The organism is Micromonospora yasonensis (assembly GCF_026013475.1).
Taxonomy (GTDB): Bacteria; Actinomycetota; Actinomycetes; order Mycobacteriales; family Micromonosporaceae; genus Micromonospora; species Micromonospora yasonensis.
Genome location: NZ_JAPDPH010000142.1, coordinates 1 through 18,361, shown reverse-complemented (window position 1 = coordinate 18,361; position 18,361 = coordinate 1). Strand labels below are relative to the sequence as shown.

General features: G+C 72.5%; 15 protein-coding genes and 1 pseudogene. 10 read left to right on the top strand and 6 right to left on the bottom strand.

Annotated elements, in window-relative coordinates; genetic code table 11:
• The 5 genes from ONA70_RS24575 to ONA70_RS24555 form a co-directional block, all read right to left on the bottom strand.
• Positions 1–1,226 (bottom strand): aldehyde dehydrogenase family protein (locus ONA70_RS24575; RefSeq protein WP_265008847.1); only part of this gene is annotated, 1,226 nt, incomplete at its 3' end.
• Between the two features lie 32 nt (positions 1,227–1,258).
• A complete protein-coding gene (locus ONA70_RS24570; RefSeq protein ID WP_319958466.1) occupies positions 1,259–2,410 on the bottom strand; it encodes an L-talarate/galactarate dehydratase in 1,152 nt (383 codons plus the stop codon).
• A gap of 27 nt (positions 2,411–2,437) precedes the next feature.
• The gene (locus ONA70_RS24565; RefSeq protein ID WP_265008846.1) at positions 2,438–3,769 is read right to left on the bottom strand and encodes an enolase C-terminal domain-like protein; all 1,332 of its coding nucleotides are present in this window, start codon (positions 3,767–3,769) and stop codon (positions 2,438–2,440) included.
• Positions 3,770–3,797: 28 nt separating this feature from the next.
• On the bottom strand, positions 3,798–4,712 hold the full coding sequence (kdgD, locus tag ONA70_RS24560) for a 5-dehydro-4-deoxyglucarate dehydratase (protein WP_265008845.1): 915 nt from the start codon (positions 4,710–4,712) through the stop codon (positions 3,798–3,800).
• Positions 4,713–4,846: 134 nt separating this feature from the next.
• Positions 4,847–5,740 carry a LysR family transcriptional regulator gene (locus tag ONA70_RS24555; RefSeq protein WP_265008844.1) on the bottom strand — a complete coding sequence of 298 codons (894 nt, stop codon included), beginning with the start codon at positions 5,738–5,740 and terminating at the stop codon, positions 4,847–4,849.
• Positions 5,741–5,880: 140 nt separating this feature from the next.
• Here ONA70_RS24555 and ONA70_RS24550 point away from each other — a divergent pair, with 140 nt between their 5' ends.
• From ONA70_RS24550 to ONA70_RS24535, 4 genes are read left to right on the top strand one after another with little or no spacing between them, the layout of a single operon-like run.
• Complete coding sequence (locus tag ONA70_RS24550) at positions 5,881–6,888, top strand: tripartite tricarboxylate transporter substrate binding protein (RefSeq protein WP_265008843.1); 1,008 nt, start codon at positions 5,881–5,883, stop codon at positions 6,886–6,888.
• Positions 6,885–7,529, top strand: coding sequence for a tripartite tricarboxylate transporter TctB family protein (locus ONA70_RS24545; protein ID WP_265008842.1), 645 nt, complete (start codon positions 6,885–6,887; stop codon positions 7,527–7,529). Before ONA70_RS24550 ends, ONA70_RS24545 begins: the two co-directional genes overlap by 4 nt.
• Before the next feature lie 8 nt (positions 7,530–7,537).
• Positions 7,538–9,067 (top strand): tripartite tricarboxylate transporter permease, encoded by a 1,530-nt coding sequence (locus ONA70_RS24540; RefSeq protein ID WP_265008841.1) that lies wholly within the window; start codon positions 7,538–7,540, stop codon positions 9,065–9,067.
• Positions 9,064–9,453, top strand: coding sequence for a universal stress protein (locus ONA70_RS24535; RefSeq protein ID WP_265008840.1), 390 nt, complete (start codon positions 9,064–9,066; stop codon positions 9,451–9,453). The genes ONA70_RS24540 and ONA70_RS24535 overlap by 4 nt, the downstream gene beginning before the upstream one ends.
• Before the next feature lie 2 nt (positions 9,454–9,455).
• Here ONA70_RS24535 and ONA70_RS24530 read toward each other — a convergent pair.
• Positions 9,456–10,483: pseudogene (locus ONA70_RS24530) on the bottom strand (glutathione S-transferase family protein); the annotation flags it as partial.
• A gap of 110 nt (positions 10,484–10,593) precedes the next feature.
• On the opposite strand from ONA70_RS24530, the gene pcaF reads away from it, so the two are divergent.
• From pcaF to ONA70_RS24500, 6 genes are all read left to right on the top strand, one after another.
• Positions 10,594–11,799 carry a 3-oxoadipyl-CoA thiolase gene (gene pcaF / locus ONA70_RS24525; RefSeq protein WP_265008838.1) on the top strand — a complete coding sequence of 402 codons (1,206 nt, stop codon included), beginning with the start codon at positions 10,594–10,596 and terminating at the stop codon, positions 11,797–11,799.
• Between the two features lie 141 nt (positions 11,800–11,940).
• Entirely contained in the window at positions 11,941–12,759 is an 819-nt protein-coding gene (locus ONA70_RS24520; protein WP_265008837.1) for an SAM-dependent methyltransferase, read from the top strand.
• Between the two features lie 6 nt (positions 12,760–12,765).
• Entirely contained in the window at positions 12,766–14,964 is a 2,199-nt protein-coding gene (locus ONA70_RS24515) for a putative bifunctional diguanylate cyclase/phosphodiesterase (RefSeq protein ID WP_265008836.1), read from the top strand.
• Positions 14,965–15,010: 46 nt separating this feature from the next.
• Positions 15,011–15,511 carry a DUF456 domain-containing protein gene (locus ONA70_RS24510; protein ID WP_265008835.1) on the top strand — a complete coding sequence of 167 codons (501 nt, stop codon included), beginning with the start codon at positions 15,011–15,013 and terminating at the stop codon, positions 15,509–15,511.
• A 159-nt stretch (positions 15,512–15,670) separates the two neighbouring features.
• Complete coding sequence (locus tag ONA70_RS24505) at positions 15,671–16,582, top strand: UbiA family prenyltransferase (RefSeq protein WP_265008834.1); 912 nt, start codon at positions 15,671–15,673, stop codon at positions 16,580–16,582.
• A gap of 400 nt (positions 16,583–16,982) precedes the next feature.
• The coding region (locus tag ONA70_RS24500; RefSeq protein WP_265008833.1) for an amino acid permease at positions 16,983–18,361 on the top strand (1,379 nt) is incomplete at its 3' end.

Below are 18,361 nucleotides of genomic sequence, written 5' to 3'. Positions count from 1 at the left end.
CCCCGGCCGCGCAGCACGGTTGCGGTCAGCGACGAGGGCAGCGCCGCCAGCGCCCGGAACAGCTCGGCCTCATCCTCATAGCGAGCCACGACCGACACCGGCCCGAAGCACTCCTCGGTGACCTGCGGCGGCAGCTCGCCCGCCGATGCGGTCAGCAGCAGCGGCGCGGCCTGGAAGCCGGTTCCCGCCGGCTCCGCGCCCCGGGCCAGCACCTCGACGCCCGGCGCCCCGGCGAGGCCGCCGGCGATGGTGCCGTACGCGGCGGCGATGCCCGCGTTGAGCAGCACCGGGGCGGCGGTCTCCCGGATCGCGTCGGCCATCGCGTCGACCGCCGCGTCGCCGTCGGGACCGGCGGGCACGAACACCAGCCCTGGCTTGGTGCAGAACTGGCCGCCGCCGAGGGTGAAGGAGCCGACCAGTTCGGTGCCGATCGCCGGCCCGCGCTCCGCGGCGGCGCGCGGCGTCACGACGACCGGGTTGAGGCTGCTGAGCTCCCCGAAGAACGGCACCGGGTCGGGACGCTGCTCGATGATCCGCAGCAGCGCGCGCCCGCCGGTGAGCGAGCCGGTGAAGCCCACGGCCCGGACGGCCGGATGGGCGACGAGCGCCGCGCCGGCCGGCACGCCGTGGACCAGGCCCAGGGTGCCGGCCGGGGCGCCCGCCTTGTCGGCCGCCGCGGCGAGGATGTCGAACACCAGCTGGGACGTCGCCGGGTGGGACCCGTGTGCCTTGACGATGACCGGGCAGCCGGCCGCGAGGGCCGAGGCGGTGTCGCCGCCGGGTACGGAGAAGGCCAGCGGGAAGTTGCTGGCGCCGAAGACCGCGACCGGCCCGATCGGGACGAGCATCCGGCGCAGGTCGGGACGGGGCCCCATCGGGGTGTCGCCGGCGTGGTCGATGGTCGCCTCGAGGTAGCTGCCCTCGTCCAGGACCTCGGCGAAGATCCGCAGCTGGTAGCAGGTGCGGGTCAGCTCTCCGTTCAGCCGTACCGGTCCCAGTGCGGTCTCGCGGTCGGCGACGGCGACGATCTCCTCCCGGCGCTCCGCCAAGGCGTCCGCGAGGCCGCGCAGCAGTGCCGCCCGACCGGCGCGGCCGAGCGCCTCCAGTCCGGGGGCCGCGGCGAGGGCCGCCGCGCAGAGCGCCTCCACCTCGGTGCTGGTCGTCTCCGGCGCGACCTCCTCGACCGCCTGACCGGTGCGGGGGTCGATGCTGACGACTGCGGCCATCGGGTGTTCCTCCAATGCTGCGGTGGGTTGCTTCAGCGGGACGCGGCGACGTGCACGCGGTCCACCGTCCAGGCCCGGGCCTGCTCGCTCAGCGTGATGCCCAGGCCAGGGCGCTCCGAAAGGTACATGCGGCCGCCGCGCGTCTCCAGGCGCTCGTTGAACAGCGGGTACAGCCAGTCGAAGTGCTCGACCCACGGCTCGTGCGGGTACGCGGCCGCCAGGTGCACGTGAATCTCCATCGCGAAGTGCGGAGCCAGCTGCAGGTTGCTGTGCTCGGCCAGCGTGGCGAGCTTGAGGAACTGGGTGATGCCGCCGATCCGGGGAGCGTCGGGCTGCAGGATGTCCACCGCGCCGGCCCGGATCAGCTCGTAGTGCTCGGCGACGCTGGTCAGCATCTCGCCGGTCGCCACCGCCGTGTCCAGCGACCGGGCGAGCTGGGCGTGCCCCTCCGCGTCGTACGCGTCCAGCGGCTCCTCGATCCAGACCAGGCCGAACTCCTCCAGCGCCCGGCCGACCCGCATGGCGGTCGGCCGGTCCCACTGCTGGTTGGCGTCCACCATGAACGGCACCGGGTCGCCGAGGTGTTCACGGACGGCACGGACCCGGCGCAGGTCCTCCGCCGAGTCGGGCTGACCGACCTTGATCTTGATGCCGCCCACGCCCGACTCGAGGGTGCGGGTCGCATTCTCCAGCACCTGCTCGATCGACTCGTGCAGGAAGCCACCGGAGGTGTTGTAGCAGCGCACCGAGTCGCGGTGCGCGCCCAGCAGCTTGGCCAGCGGCAGCCCGGCACGCTTCGCCTTGAGGTCCCACAGCGCCACGTCGATCGCGGCGAGCGCCTGGGTCGCCGCGCCGCTGCGCCCGACCGACGCGCCCGACCAGACCAGCTTGGTCCAGAGCCGGCCGATGTCGCTGGGGTCGTCGCCGATCAGGTCCGGAGCGACCTCCCGGGCGTGCGCGAACTGCGCCGGCCCGCCGGCCCGCTTCGAGTAGCTGAAGCCGACCCCTTCGAGTCCCGCCTCGGTACGGATCTCGGCGAAGAGGAAGGCGACCTCGGTCATCGGTCGCTGCCGACCGGTGAGCACCTTCGCGTCGCTGATCCCGGTTGCCAGCGGAAGGGTGACGGACGAGAGGGTCACCGATTCGATCCGGTCGAGGATCGCGGGCGGGGCGGGGGGGGTCATGTCGTTCCTTTCACGGCAGGGCGGCGGTCAGCGGACCAGGCAGGGGCGCTTGGGGTCGAACGTCCAGCCCGGGAGGACGTACTGCATCGCCACGGCGTCGTCGCGGGCGCCCAGGCCGTGCTCCAGGTACAGCTCGTGCGCCGCGGCCAGGGCGTCGCGGTCGAGCTCGACTCCCAGACCGGGCGCGGTGGGCACCTCGATCCGGCCGTTCCGGATCTGCAGCGGTCGGCGGGTGAGCGCCTGCCCGTCCTGCCAGATCCAGTGCGTGTCGAGGGCGGTGATCTCGCCCGGGGCGGCAGCGCCCACGTGGGTGAACATCGCCAGCGAGATGTCGAAGTGGTTGTTCGAGTGCGAACCCCAGGTGAGGCCGAAGTCATGACAGAGCTGGGCGACTCGGACGGAGCCGCGCATCGTCCAGAAGTGCGGATCGGCGAGGGGGATGTCGACCGCGTTCGACCGGATCGCGTGGGCGAGCTGGCGCCAGTCGGTCGCGATCATGTTGGTGGCCGTCGGCAGCCCGGTGGCCCGCCGGAACTCGGCCATCACCTCCCGTCCCGAGAACCCGCCTTCGGCGCCGACCGGGTCCTCGGCGTACGCGAGCACCCCGTGCAGGTCGCGGCAGAGCTCGACGGCCTCGGCCAACAGCCAGCCGCCGTTCGGGTCGAGCGTGACACGCGCGTCCGGGAACCGCTCGGCGAGGGCCCGGACGGCAGCGATCTCCTGCTCGCCGGCGAATACGCCGCCCTTGAGCTTGAAGTCGGTGAAGCCGTAACGGGCCCGCGCCGCCTCGGCCAGCGTCACCACCGCGTCGGGAGTCAGCGCCGGCTCGCGGCGCAGCCGCTCCCACTCGTCGGCCGGCTCGGTCTCGGCGAGGTAGGGCAGGTCGGTGCAGCGGCGGTCACCGACGTAGAAGAGGTAGCCGAGCATCGGGACGCTGTCGCGCTGCCGCCCGTCGCCGAGGAGTTCGGCCACCGGCACGCCGAGGTGCTGACCCAGCAGATCCAGCAGGGCCGACTCCAGCGCGGTCACCGCGTGGATCGTCGTGCGCAGGTCGAAGGTCTGCAGGCCACGGCCGCCGGCGTCGCGGTCGGCGAAGGTCTCGGCGACGCCGCGCAGCAGCCGGCCGAGGTGTGCCACCGGCTGTCCGACCAGCAGCGCGCCGGCGTCCGAGATCGTCCGGCGGATCGTCTCGCCGCCGGGCACCTCGCCGACGCCGATCCGGCCCTCGCTGTCGGTGACGATGGCGATGTTGCGGGTGAAGAACGGGCCGTGCGCGCCGCTGAGGTTGAGCAGCATGCTGTCGTGTCCCGCGACGGGTACCGCCTCGACACGGGCCACGGTCGGGGTGCTGCCGGTCATCGCCGTCCTCTGGGGTCGATGAAGGGGGTCACGAGACCTTCTGGACCAGGGTGGTCAGCTCCGCGAGCTCGGTGTCGGTCAGGTCGGACAGCGGGGGCCGCACCCGGCCGCCGTCCCGCCCGACCGCGGTCAGGCCGGCCTTGATGATGGAGACGGCGTATCCCTTGGCCCGGTCCCGGAGGTCCAGGTACGGGATCACGAAGTCGGTGAGCATCTGGTAGACCGCCGGCCGGTCCTGGGCGCGGACGGCCGCGTAGAACCGCAGCGCGAACTCGGGCAGGAAGTTGTACAGCGCCGAGGAGTAGGTGCTCACCCCGAGCTGGAGCAGCGGGAGCGCGAACGTCTCGGCCGTCGGCAGCCCGCCGATGTAGATGAGCCGGTCGCCGACCCGGGCGTAGGTACGGGTCATCCGCTCGATCTCGCCGACGCCGTCCTTCAGTCCGATCAGGTTGGGGTTCCGGTCGGCGAGCTCCGCGACGGTGGCGTCGGTGAGCACGGCGTTCGCCCGGCTGTAGACGATGACGCCGAGGTCGGTCGCCCGGCACACCGCGCTGACGTGCTCGACCAGACCCTGCTGGCTGGCCTCGGTGAGGTACGGGGGGAACAGCAGCACCCCGTCGGCGCCGGCGGCCTGGGCGGCCCGGGCCTGGGCCACGGAGACGGCGGTGCCGCCGGTGGCCGGCGCGATGACGGGGACCTTGCCGGCCACCTCGTCGACGGCGACCCGGACGACCCGGTCCAGCTCGGCGGAGGTGAGCGAGAAGCCCTCACCCGTGCCGCCCGCGGCGAACAGGCCGGCGACCTCGAAGCTCGCCTGCCAGGCCAGGTGCTCCCGGTAACGGGCCTCGTCGAACTGCAGGTCGGCGTCGAAGTGGGTGACCGGGAAGGAGAGCAGGCCCGACTTCAGCCGGTCAGCGAGAACGTCCGGGGGCAGCAGCGTCACGATGATCTGTCCTTGGGTCCGACGGGTCCGCGCCCGAGTCGGCGGGCGACGCGGACGGTGGTCGGGATCACCGTAGGAAGCTGTGACGATGCATGTCCAAGAGCGCTTCCGCATCAAACGATGCTCTAGAGGTATCAGGGATTGTCCGCCCGTCGCTCCAGTGCGGCCAGCGCCCGCCACAGCGCGGGATTCTTCGACTCCCTGGACCACAACAGGTGCAGCTCCACGGGTTCCGGCACGGGGGTCTCCAGCGGGACGAAGGCCACCCCCTCGATCGGCAGCCGGGCGGCGCAGGCGGGGACGAACGCGACCCCCCGACCCGCCGCCACCAGCCAGAGCATGGTGAGCACCTGACTCACGCTGTGCACGGTGTTCTCGGCGGCGATCGGTACGACGCCGGCGACCAGGTCGTAGAAGTACTTGGCCTTGGTCGGCGAGTGCATGATCACCGGCTCCGCCGCCAGGTCCGGCGCTGCCGCGGGCCGCCCCAGCTCCAGCAGCCGGTGGCCGGCCGGTGCCGCGACCAGTAGCGCTTCCCGGTGCAGCAGCCGGGAGCCGAAGGCCTGTTCGTCGAAGGGCGGGCGAGCCAACCCGAGGTCGATCTCCTCCTTGAGCAGCCCGGCGACCTGCTCCCGGGTCACCATCTCGGCCAGGTCCACGCCGACGTCGGGCAGCTCGCGGGACAGGTCGTTCAGCAACCCGCCCAGGATCCCGTACGCCGAGGCGGCGGTGAACCCGATCCGGACCACGCCGCTGGCCCCGGACGACACCCGCCGGGCCAGTTCCGGCGCGGAGTCGGCGAGAGTGAGCAGCCTGCGGGCCTCGACCAGGAACGCCGCGCCGGCGGCCGTGAGGGCGACCCCCCGGTTGTCCCGTTCCAGCAGTTGGGCGCCGACGACCCGTTCCAGCTTCTGGATCTGACGGCTCAGCGGGGGCTGCGTCATCTGCAGCCGCGCGGCCGCGCGACCGAAGTGCAGCTCTTCCGCCACCGTGACGAATCCGCGAAGTTGCTCCAGCGTGAACGCCATGTCAAGAAGGTATCAATTGATGCCGCATTGGATTTGGACAGGCATGAGTCGAGGTCCCTAGGCTCCCGTCATCCAGGCGTCCGTGACCCGACTCACAGCGCCCACCGCTGAAACATGGCTCTGCTAATGAGGAGAACGACATGACGATCAACCGCGTGCGCCGGTGGGCGGCGGCGGGTGCCGGCTTCGGCCTGGCTCTCTCGCTCGCCGCCTGCGGCGGCAACGTCGGCGGCGGATCCAGCGACGACGCGAAGTTCCCGGGTAAGGCCCCCATCACCATCCTCGTCGGCCAGGACCCGGGCGGCAGCACGGACCTCATCGCCCGAGCCTTGGCGAAGCAGGTCTCCCACGACCTCGGTGTCCCCGTCACCGTGGAGAACAAGCCGGGCGCGAACGGTGCCCTGGCCGCCAAGGAGTTGGCCGGCGAGAAGGCCGACGGGCACACCCTGATGGTCTACAACGGCAGCCTGGCGTACATCACCCCGCTGGCCGTGGCCAAGGGCCAGGCCCCGGACATCGCGGACTACGACATCGTCACCGGCATCAGCCAGGACGACTACGTGCTCGTGACCTCGCCCAAGTCCGGCTTCAAGACCGTCGACGACCTGGCCAGGGCCGGCCGGCAGATCACCTTCGGCACCACCGGCGTCGGCACCGGCAGCCAGCTCTCCCAGGCGCTCCTGTTCGCGCAGGCCGGCATCAAGGCCAAGGACGTTCCGTTCGACGGCGGGTCGCCCACCCTGACCGCGGTGCTCGGTGGCCAGGTGGACGTCGGCTCGATCCAGCTCGGTGAGGCGATCGAGCAGATCAAGGCCGGCAAGCTCACCCCCATCGTGACCTTCGCCGAGAAGCGCCCGAGCTACCTGCCCGACACCCCCACGGCGGTGGAGACGGGCCGCGACGTGCCGGTCCAGCAGTCGCGGGCGATCTTCGCGCCGAAGGGCACGCCGAAGGAGGTCGTCGACGCCCTCCGCGCCGCGTTCCAGAAGGCGTTCCAGGCCGACGAGTACAAGAAGTTCAACGAGGACAACCAGCTCACCCCGAACGAGGTCGACGGCGAGGAGCTGCGCAAGCAGTGGACCAGCAACCTGGACAAGTACCGCGGCGTGATCGAGAAGTACCAGATCAGCCTCGGTGGAGCAAAGTGACGTCCGCACCAGACGGGACGCGCAGCGCGGGTGTCCCCGGCGGCCGGGTGGCCGCCGGGGACACCCCCCGCCAGGCCGGGGAGGCCGCGCTGAGCGGCCGTACCGCCGACGAGCCCCACGGCGGCGAACCCACCCTCGACGAGCTCAGCCTCGAGGAGGCGATCCAGCGGGTCGAGGAGGTGGAGCACGAGGGGCGTCCACCCGCCGCCGGCCCGCTGAGCAACGCGCTCATCGCGGCCGCCGTCGTCGCGCTCGGCATCGCCGCGCTCATCGGCTCCGCCCGCCTCGGGCTCGGCACCGTCCGCAGCCCCGAGTCCGGCACCTGGCCGCTGCTGGTCAGCGCCGTGCTGGTCGTGCTGGGCCTCGGCCTGCTCGCCACGGCCCGGCGGACGACGGACGCGGAACGCTTCTCCGGGGCCAGCTGGTTGGTCCTCGCCGGCCTGGCCACCATGATCGGGTTCGTCGCCGTCATCAGCATCATCGGCTTCGAGATCCCCGCCACCCTGCTCACCTTCGTCTGGCTGCGGTTCCTCGGCCGGGAAGGGTGGCGCACGTCGATCGTGACGAGCCTCGCCGTCGTGGTCGCGTTCTACCTCGTCTTCGTGGCGGCCCTCTCCGTCCCCATCCCGCACCTCTTCTAGGAGGGTCCGTGGACTTCGGCCCTGTCCTCGACGGTTTCGGCGTCGTACTCGAACCGACGAACCTGCTCTACTGCCTGATCGGTGTCGTCATCGGCATGCTGATCGGCGTCATGCCGGGTCTCGGCCCGGCGGCGACCATCGCGATCCTGCTCCCGGTCACCTTCGGCATCGAGCCGGTGACCGCGATCATCATGCTCGCCGGCATCTTCTACGGAGCCCAGTACGGCGGCACCATCACCTCGGTCCTGCTGCGGCTGCCCGGCGAGGCGTCCTCGGTGGTGACCGTCTTCGACGGGCACGCGCTGGCACGCCAGGGCCGGGCCGGCACGGCCCTGGGCATCGCCGCCGTCGGCTCCTTCATCGGCGGCACGGTCTCGATCATCGCGCTCACGCTGGTCGCCCCCCTGGTCGCCGGGTTCGCGCTGGACTTCGGCCCGCCCGAGTACACGGCCCTGGCCCTGCTCGGCATCCTCCTGGTGGCCACGGTGAGCAGCGGGGGACGGCTGAAGGCGGTGATCGCCGCCTGCATCGGCCTGCTGCTGGCCACGGTGGGCCGGGACGGCTTCACCGGTGCCGAGCGGTTCACCTTCGACAACCTGTCCCTCGCCGACGGCCTGGACTTCGTCCCGATCGCCATGGGCCTCTTCGGCCTCGGTGAGATCCTCTACAACCTGGAGGAGCGCCACGGGGCGGTGCAGGCGCCGACGAAGGTGGCCAACGTCTGGCCGTCCCGCGCCGACCTGCGGGAGTCCGCCGGGGCCATCGGGCGCGGGTCGCTGCTCGGCTTCGTCCTGGGCATCCTGCCCGGCGGCGGTGCCACGCTCTCCTCGCTGGCCGCGTACGCGCTGGAAAAGCGACGGGCCAAGCATCCGGAGCGGTTCGGCAGGGGCGCGGTCGAGGGCGTCGCCGCCCCGGAGACGGCGAACAACGCCGCCGCGACGTCGTCGTTCATCCCGCTGCTGACGCTCGGCATCCCGGCCAACGCGACGATGGCGGTCATCTTCGGCGCGCTGCTGATCCAGGGCGTGAGTCCCGGCCCGCAGTTGGTCAGCCAGGAACCCGAGCTGTTCTGGGGCGTGGTCAACTCGATGTACATCGGCAACATCCTGTTGCTGATCATGAGCATCCCACTGGTCGGCCTGTTCGTGCGGATCCTGCGGGTACGCGCGACCATCCTCGCGCCGATCACGGTGCTGATCACGCTGGTGGGCGTCTACACGGTGAACAACAGCGTGTTCGACATCGTGCTGGTGATCTTCTTCGGTGTCCTCGGGTACCTGATGAAGAAGTTCGGCTTCGAGCCGGGCCCGCTGGTGCTGGCCTTCGTGCTCGGCTCGCTGCTGGAGAACTCGCTGCGCCGCTCCCTGCTGATCTTCGACGGCGACCCGATCGGCTTCTTCACCCGGCCGATCTCCGGGACCCTGCTCGCCGTGTTCCTGCTCGTGGCCCTGCTGCCGCCGCTGCGGGCCGCCCTGCGCCGCCGGCCGGCGGCGCCCCGTCCCGACCCCGCACCCCAGGACACCAAGGAGCTCGTGTGACCGTTCTCGTCGCCTACATCCCCACCTCGGAAGGGAACGCGGCCTTCACCGCCGCCGTCGCGGAGGCCGGCCGCCGCCAGGAACGGTTGCTGGTGCTCAACACCCCGCGCGAAGGCGCGCCGGTCAGCGCGGACCTCGCCGGCGAGGCCGAGATCGCGGACCTCGTCCAACGGGCGACGACGGCCGGTGTCGAGGTCGAGATCCGGCAGGACGCGCACGCCGGGGACCTCGCCGAGGAGGTCGTGCGCGTCGCCGAGGCGGTCGACGCCTCGGTGGTCGTGATCGGCCTGCGCCGCCGCTCACCGGTCGGCAAGCTGATCATGGGCAGCGCGGCGCAGCGCATCCTGCTCGACGCCGACCGACCGGTACTCGCCGTCAAGCACTGACCCGGCCGCCGGGCCGGGTCCGCCGGCGGCGGCGGACGCGGCGGCGGCCCGGAGGACGCCGGGCTCAGCCACGCCCGTGTGGCGTGGTCCAGGCGTGCAGATCCGGACCCAGCGGCACGATCCGGGTCGGGTTGATCATCTCGTGGGTGGCGTAGTAGTGCCGCTTGATGTGGTCGAAGTCCACCGTCTCGCCGAAGCCCGGGGTCTGGAACAGGTCCCGGGCGTACGCCCAGAGCACCGGCATCTCGGTCAGCTTCTGCCGGTTGCACTTGAAGTGCCCGTGGTAGGCGACGTCGAAGCGGACCAGCGTGGTGAACAGCCGCACGTCCGCCTCGGTGAGCTGGTCGCCCATCAGGTAGCGCCGCCCGGCCAGCCGCTCCGACAGCGCGTCCAGCCGGGCGAAGAGCGCCCGGTACGCCTCGTCGTACGCCTCCTGGGAGGTGGCGAAGCCGCACCGGTAGACGCCGTTGTTGACGTCCCGGTGGATCTCCGCCATCAGCGCGTCCATCTCCGGGCGCAGCTCGACCGGGTAGAGGTCAGGCGCGCCCGGCTTGTGGAAGCGCCGCCACTCGGTGGAGAAGTCCAGGGTGAGCTGCGGATAGTCGTTGGTGACCACCCGCCCGGTCAGCGTGTCCACCAGCGCCGGCACGGTCACCCGGCCGGTGTAGTCCGGGTCGGTCGCCAGGTACGCGTCGGAGAGGAAGCCGATGCCCAGGACCGGGTCGAAGCCATCCGGGTCGAGGGTGAACCGCCAGCCCCGCTCGTCCCGGATCGGGTCGACGGTGCCCAGCGAGATCACGTCCTCCAGGCCGAGCAGGCTGCGGACGATCCGCGCCCGGTGCGCCCACGGGCAGGCCCGGCACCAGACCAGCCGGTACCGGCCGGCCTCCAGCGGCCAGCGGTCCTGGTCGTCGGGGCCACCGCCCTCCGGTGAGGTCGAGTGCGGGGTGACCCGACCGGTGAACCGGTTGGGCTGGCGGACGAACTGACCGCTGCGGGTGCTCTCTGCGCTGAACTGGGCCCGGGCCATGCCGTCAACCTAGCCGTTCCGGGCGCGGATATCCTGGCGCCGGGCGTCCCCGTGACCCGGCGGGCGACCCCGCCGCCAGCCCCTTCCCACCCCCGAAGGACGCAGCACCCATGACCGTGGCATACCTCGTGGCCGGAGTCCGCACCCCAATCGGCCGGTACGCCGGCGCCCTCGCCGGGGTCCGCCCCGACGACCTCGCCGCCCACGTGATCCGCGAGCTGGTCGCCCGCCACCCGAGCGTGGACTGGGCCCGTACCGACGACGTGATCCTGGGCTGCGCCAACCAGGCCGGCGAGGACAACCGCAACGTGGCCCGGATGGCGGCCCTGCTCGCCGGGCTGCCCGAGGAGGTCCCCGGCAGCACGGTCAACCGGCTCTGCGGCTCCGGCCTGGACGCCCTGGCCACCGCCGCCCGGTCGATCGTGGCCGGGGAGGCCGACCTGATGGTCGCCGGCGGGGTGGAGAGCATGAGCCGGGCGCCCTTCGTCATGCCGAAGGCGACCACCGCGTTCGCCCGCACCGCCGAGGTCTACGACACCACCATCGGCTGGCGGCTGGTCAACCCCCTGATGAAGCGGGGCTGGGGGATCGACTCGATGCCGGAGACGGCGGAGAACGTCGCCGCCGAGTACGGCGTGGACCGGGCGGCGCAGGACGAGTTCGCGTTCCGCTCGCAGCAGCGCGCCGCCAAGGCGCAGGCGGACGGCCGGCTGGCCGAGGAGATCGTGCCGGTGACCGTGCCGGCCGGCCGGCGCGAGACGAAGCTGGTCGAGGCCGACGAGCACCCGCGGGAGACGTCGCTGGAGAAGCTCGCCGCCCTGCCCACCCCGTTCCGCGAGGGCGGCACGGTGACCGCCGGCAACTCCTCCGGCGTCAACGACGGCGCGGTGGCCCTGCTGGTCGCCTCCGAGGCGGCCGTCGCCCGGTACGGCCTCACCCCCCTCGCCCGGGTGACCGGCGCGGCGGCGGCCGGCGTACCGCCCCGGATCATGGGGATCGGCCCGGTTCCGGCCACCCGCAAGCTGCTCGACCGGTACGGCCTGGGCCTGACCGACGTCGACGTGATCGAGCTGAACGAGGCGTTCGCGGCCCAGTCCGTGGCGGTGCTGCGCGAGCTGGGGCTGCCCGAGGACGCCGAGCACGTCAACCCGAACGGCGGCGCCATCGCCCTCGGCCACCCGCTCGGCGCCAGCGGTGCCCGGCTGGCGCTGACCGCCGCGCTGGAGCTGCGCCGCCGGGGCGGCCGGCGGGCCCTGGCCACCATGTGCATCGGCGTCGGACAGGGCATCTCGCTGCTGTTGGAGTCGGCCGCCTGACCCGGACCCGGGCCGTCCCTCGACAGTGGATCTCCCGGACCTGGCAGCCCCCGCATAGAGTGGTGTGGACCACACGATCAGTCGCGGGTCGGCCCGGTTCCGGGCCGCCCGCGTCTGCGGCGACGACCTGGGGGGCCGACGATGCAGACGCCGGACGGAATTCCCGCCGAGATCGACCTGACCCGGCCCAGCGCGGCCCGGGTCTACGACTACTTCCTCGGCGGCGCGCACAACTTCGAGATCGACCGGCAGCTCGCCGAGCAGATCGCGGCCATGACCCCGAACCTGGCCGCCACCATGCGCTCCGGGCGGGAGTTCCTGCGCCGGGCGGTACGGGCGCTGCTCGACGCGGGAATCGACCAGTTCCTCGACATCGGGTCCGGGATTCCCACCGTGGGCAATGTGCACGAGGTGGCCCAGGCGGCCAACCCCGCGGCACGGATCATCTACGTCGACATCGACCCGGTCGCGGTGGCGCACAGCCGGGACCTCCTCGCCGGCAACGACCGGGCCGTCGCCATCCACGGTGACCTGCGGGAGCCGAAGCTGATCCTGGACCAGGCCCGGGCCAGCGGCCTGATCGACCTCGACCGGCCGCTCGGCATCCTGCTCGCCGGGGTGGTGCACTTCATCCCCGACGCCGACCGGCCCGGCGACATCCTGGCCACCCTGCGGTCCGCCGCCGCGCCGGGCAGCTTCCTGGTCATCTCTCACTCGACCTTCGAGGACCAGCCGCAGGAGATGCTGGACGCGCAGCGACTCTCCGCGCGTACCGCCACCGAGATCACCCTCCGCTCGCGCGCCGAGGTCAGCGGCTACTTCGGCGACTGGACGATCCTCGAACCGGGCGTGGTGCACATGCCGCTGTGGCGGCCCGACTCACCGTCGGACGTGGACGAGCACCCCGAGCGGTTCGGGGCGTTCGGCGGCGTCGCCCGGTACGACCGGCCCGCCGGCTGAGCCGACATGCACGCCCCGGACCCCGGCGGGGGCGGGTTCAGCCGGCCGGGTGCTCAGGCGTACGCCGCCGAATGGGCCCGGGCGGTGCGGCGCATCGGGTTCGTGCCACTCAGCGCGGCCGGGACCGAGCGGCTGCTGCTGGAGCACACCGTACGGCTCGGGCAGGCCCTGCTCGCCCCGGTGTTCTCCGCGCGGGTGGCGGAGGACGTGGGGCGGGCCCTGGTGGCGGCGCACCTCACCGACCCGGGCGTGCTGGACTGGTCGGTCCAGGCGCTCGGCGACCGGTTCCTGCCCCGGGTGCTGCCGCCCCTGGCCGAGGAGCCCGAGGTGCGCGAACGGGTGGTCGCCCTGCAGGGCGCCCTCGGGGCCGGCTTCGCCCGGGCGCTGCGCGACCGGACCTTCAGCCAGCAGGAGCGGATCGCCCGCTCCGCCTGGCAGGCCCGGGACGCGGTGGAGCAGGCCCTGCGGGACAGCGAGGCCCGGTTCCGGGCGGTCTTCACCGGCGCGGCGATCGGGATCGGCATCGCCGCCGTCGACGGCACCATCCTGGAGGTCAACCAGTCCTTCGCGGACATGCTCGGCTACACCGTCGAGGAACTGCGCCGGATCAACGTCGCCGCGCTGTGCCACGCCGACGACGCGGCCGGCATGTGGGAGCTCTACCAGGAGCTGACCGAGGGCAAGCACGACAGCGTACGAGTCGAGAAGCGCTACTACCGCAAGGACGGCAGCACCATCCGGACCGACCTGGCCGTCTCGCTGATCCGGCACGACGACGGCCGCCCCCGGTTCACCGTCGCGATGATCGAGGACATCACCGAGCGGTACGAGCTCGAGCAGCGGCTGCGCTTCCAGGCGTTGCACGACCCGCTCACCGGCCTGCCCAACCGGACGCTCTTCCTCGAGACCCTGGGCGAGGTCTTCGACACCGCCGGCCCGGAGCAGCGGGTCGGGCTCTGCTTCATCGACCTGGACGGCTTCAAGGCGATCAACGACAGCCTCGGCCACGGCCTCGGCGACCGCCTGCTCAAGGTGATCGGTCGGCGGCTGGCCGACTGCGTGGCCGGCCAGGGCCACCTGGTGGCCCGGATGGGCGGCGACGAGTTCGTCATCCTGGTCGACTCCGGCGGCGGCCTCGACGACGCGGTGGAAGTGGCCGAGCTGGCCCTCGCCGCGGTCTCCGCCCCGGTCCACGTCGGGGACCAGCAGCTCGCCGTCTCGGCCAGCATCGGCATCGTGGAGTGCCCGGCCGTGGAGACCAGCGTGTCGGAGCTGATGAAGGCCGCCGACACCACCCTCTACTGGGCCAAGGCCGAGGGGCGCGGCCGTTGGGCGGTCTACGACCCGGAGCGCAGCGCCGCCGACATCGCCCGGTCGGCCCTGGCCGCCGGGCTGCCGGCCGCGCTGGACCGGGGCGAGTTCGTGCTGCACTACCAGCCGATCGTGTCCCTGCTCGACGAGTCGATGGTGGCGGTGGAGGCGCTGGTCCGCTGGCAGCATCCGGACCTGGGGCTGATCGGCCCGGATCGGTTCATCGGGCTGGCCGAGGAGACCGGCCTGATCGTCCGGCTCGGCGCCTGGGTGCTGAAGCAGGCGTGCCGGGACGCCGAGGGGTGGCGGCGGGCGTACCCGGGGACGCGGCTGGTGGTCAGCGTCAACCTGGCCGCCCGGCAGGCCGACGACCCGGCCATCGTGGAGACCGTCGCCGAGGCGTTGCAGCACACCGGCCTCCCCGCCGAGCTGCTCCAGCTGGAGCTGACCGAGAGCGCCGTGATGGGCACCGCCGGGGAGCCGCTGCGCTCCCTGCACCAGCTCGCCGACCTCGGCGTCCGGCTGGCCATCGACGACTTCGGCACCGGGTACTCGAACCTGGCGTACCTGCGCCGGCTGCCGATCCACTGCCTGAAACTGGCCGGCCCGTTCGTCGAGGGCATCCGGAACGACGGCACGGACGACGCCGCCGACCACCGCGACGAGCGGATCGTCGACGCGCTGGTCCGGCTGGCGCACGCCCTGGAGCTCTGGGTGACCGCGGAGGCGGTGGAGACCGAGGTGCAGGCGGAGCGGCTGCGCGCGCTGCGCTGCGACACCGGCCAGGGCCGCTGGTTCGGCCCGCCGATGCCGGCCAACCGCATCCACGCCCAGCTGGGGGGTAAGGAAGGGCCCCTTCTTAACGCCTCGGGTAGAGAAGGGGCCCCCTCTTAACAGGCACCAGGCGGCATGAGATCCGCACGGGCGGGGAGGAGCAGCCGTGAGTCTGACCGATACGCAGGCGGTGGTGTCGGTGGTCGCCGCGTTGGCGATCCTGGCCGGGCTGGCCGGGGTGGTGGTGCCCGGGCTGCCGGCACTCCCGCTGTGCTGGGGCGGGGTGCTGGTGTGGGCGCTGTTCGGCGGCGCCGGCCCGGGCCGCTGGGCGGTGCTGGCCGCGGCCACCGTGGTCGCCGCCGGCGGGGCGGTGGTCAAGTACGCCTGGCCGGGGCGGAACCTGAAACGGACCGGGGTGCCCACCTCGTCGCTGCTGGCCGGGGGCCTGCTCGGGCTGGTCGGCTTCTTCGTCATCCCGGTCGTCGGCCTGCCGGTCGGCTTCGTCGGCGGGATCTGGGGCGTCGAGCGGCTCCGGCTGGGCAGCAACCAGCTCGCCTGGCCGGCCACCGTGCAGGCGCTCAAGGCGGCCGGACTGTCCATGCTGGTCGAGTTCCTGGCCGGCCTGGTCATCGCCGCGCTCTGGGTGGCCGGCCTGCTGCTCGCCTGACCGGTTCAGCCGGCGCGGCGCGGCGGACCCGGGCGGGTCCCCGGTCGCCGAGCCCGGTCTGGTCCTGCGCGTCCCGGAGCCGGAGTTCCCCCCGGCGGGGGAGGCGACCGACCCCACGGCGTGAGGCTCGCCGCCCGGCCGGTTCCTACCGTCGGGTTCATGGTCCTCCTGCGTCCCGCCGCTGGCCGGCGACTGGACCGGGCCGGGGCGGTGCTCCGCATGACCCGCCCGTGGTTCTGGCCGCTCGGCTGGGCAGCCGCCTACGCCGGCTCCGTGCTCGCGACGCGCGACTGGCTGCCACCCGGCGACGCGGTTGCGCGGTCGCTCGCCGCGCTGGTCGTGCTCGGTCCGCTGGTGTGGGCCGCCGTCCTGGCGGTCAACGATCTGCACGACCTGCCCAGCGACCGACGGAACCCCCGCAAGGCGACCGCGCCGCTGGTCACCGGCCTGCTCACCGAGGCCGACCTGATCCGCTGGCACGCCGGGGCCGCCATCGCCGCGCTCGCCGTCGCCGCCGCGATCCGGCCGGCCTTCGCCACGGGTACGGCCGCCGTGCTGCTGCTCGGCTGGCTCTACAGTGCGCCACCGGTCCGCCTCAAGACCCGGCCCGGCTTCGACGTCGCCGTCAACGCCCTCGCCGTCGGCGTGCTCGCCCCGATGGCGGGCTGGTCGCTGCACCGGCCCGTCACCGACTACCCGGTTCCGCTGGCGCTGCTGGGCCTGCTCCTGGTGGCCGCGCTCTACCTGCCGACCACGGTGCTGGACGTCGACGCGGACGAGGCGGCCGGCGACACCACCGCCGCGGTCCGCTGGACGCCCCGGGTCTGCCGGCGGGCGGGGCTCGCCCTCTGGGCGGCGGCGACGGCGCTGTGGCTGATCAGTTGCCACCTGGACCTGTTGGTCCGGCGGGAATCCTGGGCCCTGCAGACCGGCTGGGCGCCGGTCCTGGTCGCCGGGTACGCCGTCGCCGTCCGGCGGCCGTCGATCCCCCGGCTGGCCGCGGTCTGCCTGCTCTTCGCCGTGCCGGCCGCGGACTTCCTGCTGGCCTGGGTCGCCGCCGGGCCGTCCTGACCGTCGTGACGGCGGCGAGGGCGGCCGGAGACTGGGTGAACGGGAGCGGCGGCGCGGGGCGTCCGGAGGGTACGGCGGATCGCCGTACGTCAGTGAGAGAGAGGTGGACGCCCCGCGCCGGCGCGGACCGGACGGTGCCGAGCGTCCGGTGTCGGCCCGCCGCGATCGGGCCTGGTCACGGGCTCAAGGATGCCGCCGTTCGGGCCGGCGGGGCAACGCAATTAGCGCCGCCGGTTCCACCGACCCGGTGCGGCAGCACGCCGCCCGCATCGGTTAAAGGTCTGATCCTGGCCAAATTTTCGGTCGATCTCCATTGACCTGGTGGAGCGTGAGCGCGATTATCCCGTCAGGCGGTGACCCAGGTCACAGTTTCCACCCCCGCGGTCCAAGGGAGACACCGATGAGCTCAACGATCCAGGACGGCGTACCCTCGGCTTCCCCCATCAGCGACGAGGAGCGGCTCGCGCAGCTGGGATACAAGCAGGAGTTGCGCCGGAAGCTGTCCGGCTTCTCCAATTTCGCCGTCTCGTTCTCCATCATCTCCATCCTGGCCGGCGCCATCACGTCGTACGGCATCGCCATGACGGCGGGCGGGCCGCTGGCCATCACGCTGGGCTGGCTCTTCGTCGGCGTCATGGTCATCTTCGTCGCGCTGGCCATGGCCGAGATCTGCTCGGTCTATCCCACCGCCGGCGCCCTCTACTGGTGGGCCGCCGCGCTCGCCAAGCGGAACAAGGCCGCCTGGGCCTGGTTCGTCGGCTGGTTCAACTTCCTGGGCGAGGTGGCGGTGACCGCCGCGATCGACTTCGGCGCGGCGATCACCACGTCGGCCTTCCTGGGCCTCGCCTTCGACATGGAGGTGACCGCTGGGCGTACCTTCCTGATCTTCCTGCTGATCATCGTCGCCCACGGCCTGCTCAACACCTTCGGGGTCAGTCTCGTCCGGCTGCTGTCGGACGTCAGCGCCTGGTGGCATCTCGCCGGCGTGGCGATCATCGTCGCCGTGCTCGCGATCGTGCCGGACCAGCACAAGCCCGTCTCCGAGGTCTTCTTCGAGGTACGCAACGAGACCGGTTTCACCTTTGCCGGTGCCGCCGGGTACGCCGTCCTCATCGGTCTGTTGATGGCGCAGTACACCTACACCGGCTACGACGCGAGCGCGCACGTGGCGGAGGAGACGCACGACGCCGCCCGCTCCGCGCCGCGCGGCATCGTGATGTCGGTGGTGGTCTCGGTCATCGCCGGCTTCGTGCTCCTGTTCGCCATCACCTGGTCCATCCAGGACTACCAGGCGGAGCGGACCACCGAGCTGGGGTTGCCCCCGGCGCAGATCTTCATCGACGCCGCGGGGCGCGACCTCGGCACGTTCCTGCTCTTCATCTGCGTGGTTGCCCAGTTCTTCTGCGGCATGGCCTCGGTGACGGCGAACTCCCGGATGACGTACGCGTTCAGCCGGGACGGCGCCCTGCCCGGCTCGCGGATCTGGAAGCGCGTCAACCCGCGCACCGGTACGCCGACGAACTCCATCTGGCTCTGCGTGACGTGCTCGACCCTGCTGGTCCTGCCGTCGCTGTGGAACACCACCGCCTACCTGGCGGCCACCTCCATCGCGGTGATCGGTCTCTACATCGCGTACGTGGCGCCGGTCTTCCTGCGCCGGCGGACGGCGGACTTCGCGGTCGGCCCGTGGAACCTGGGCCGCTGGAGCGCGCCGGTCGGGTGGACGGCGCTCGTCTGGGTCGCGATCATCTGCGTCCTGTTCGTGCTGCCCACCGGCAG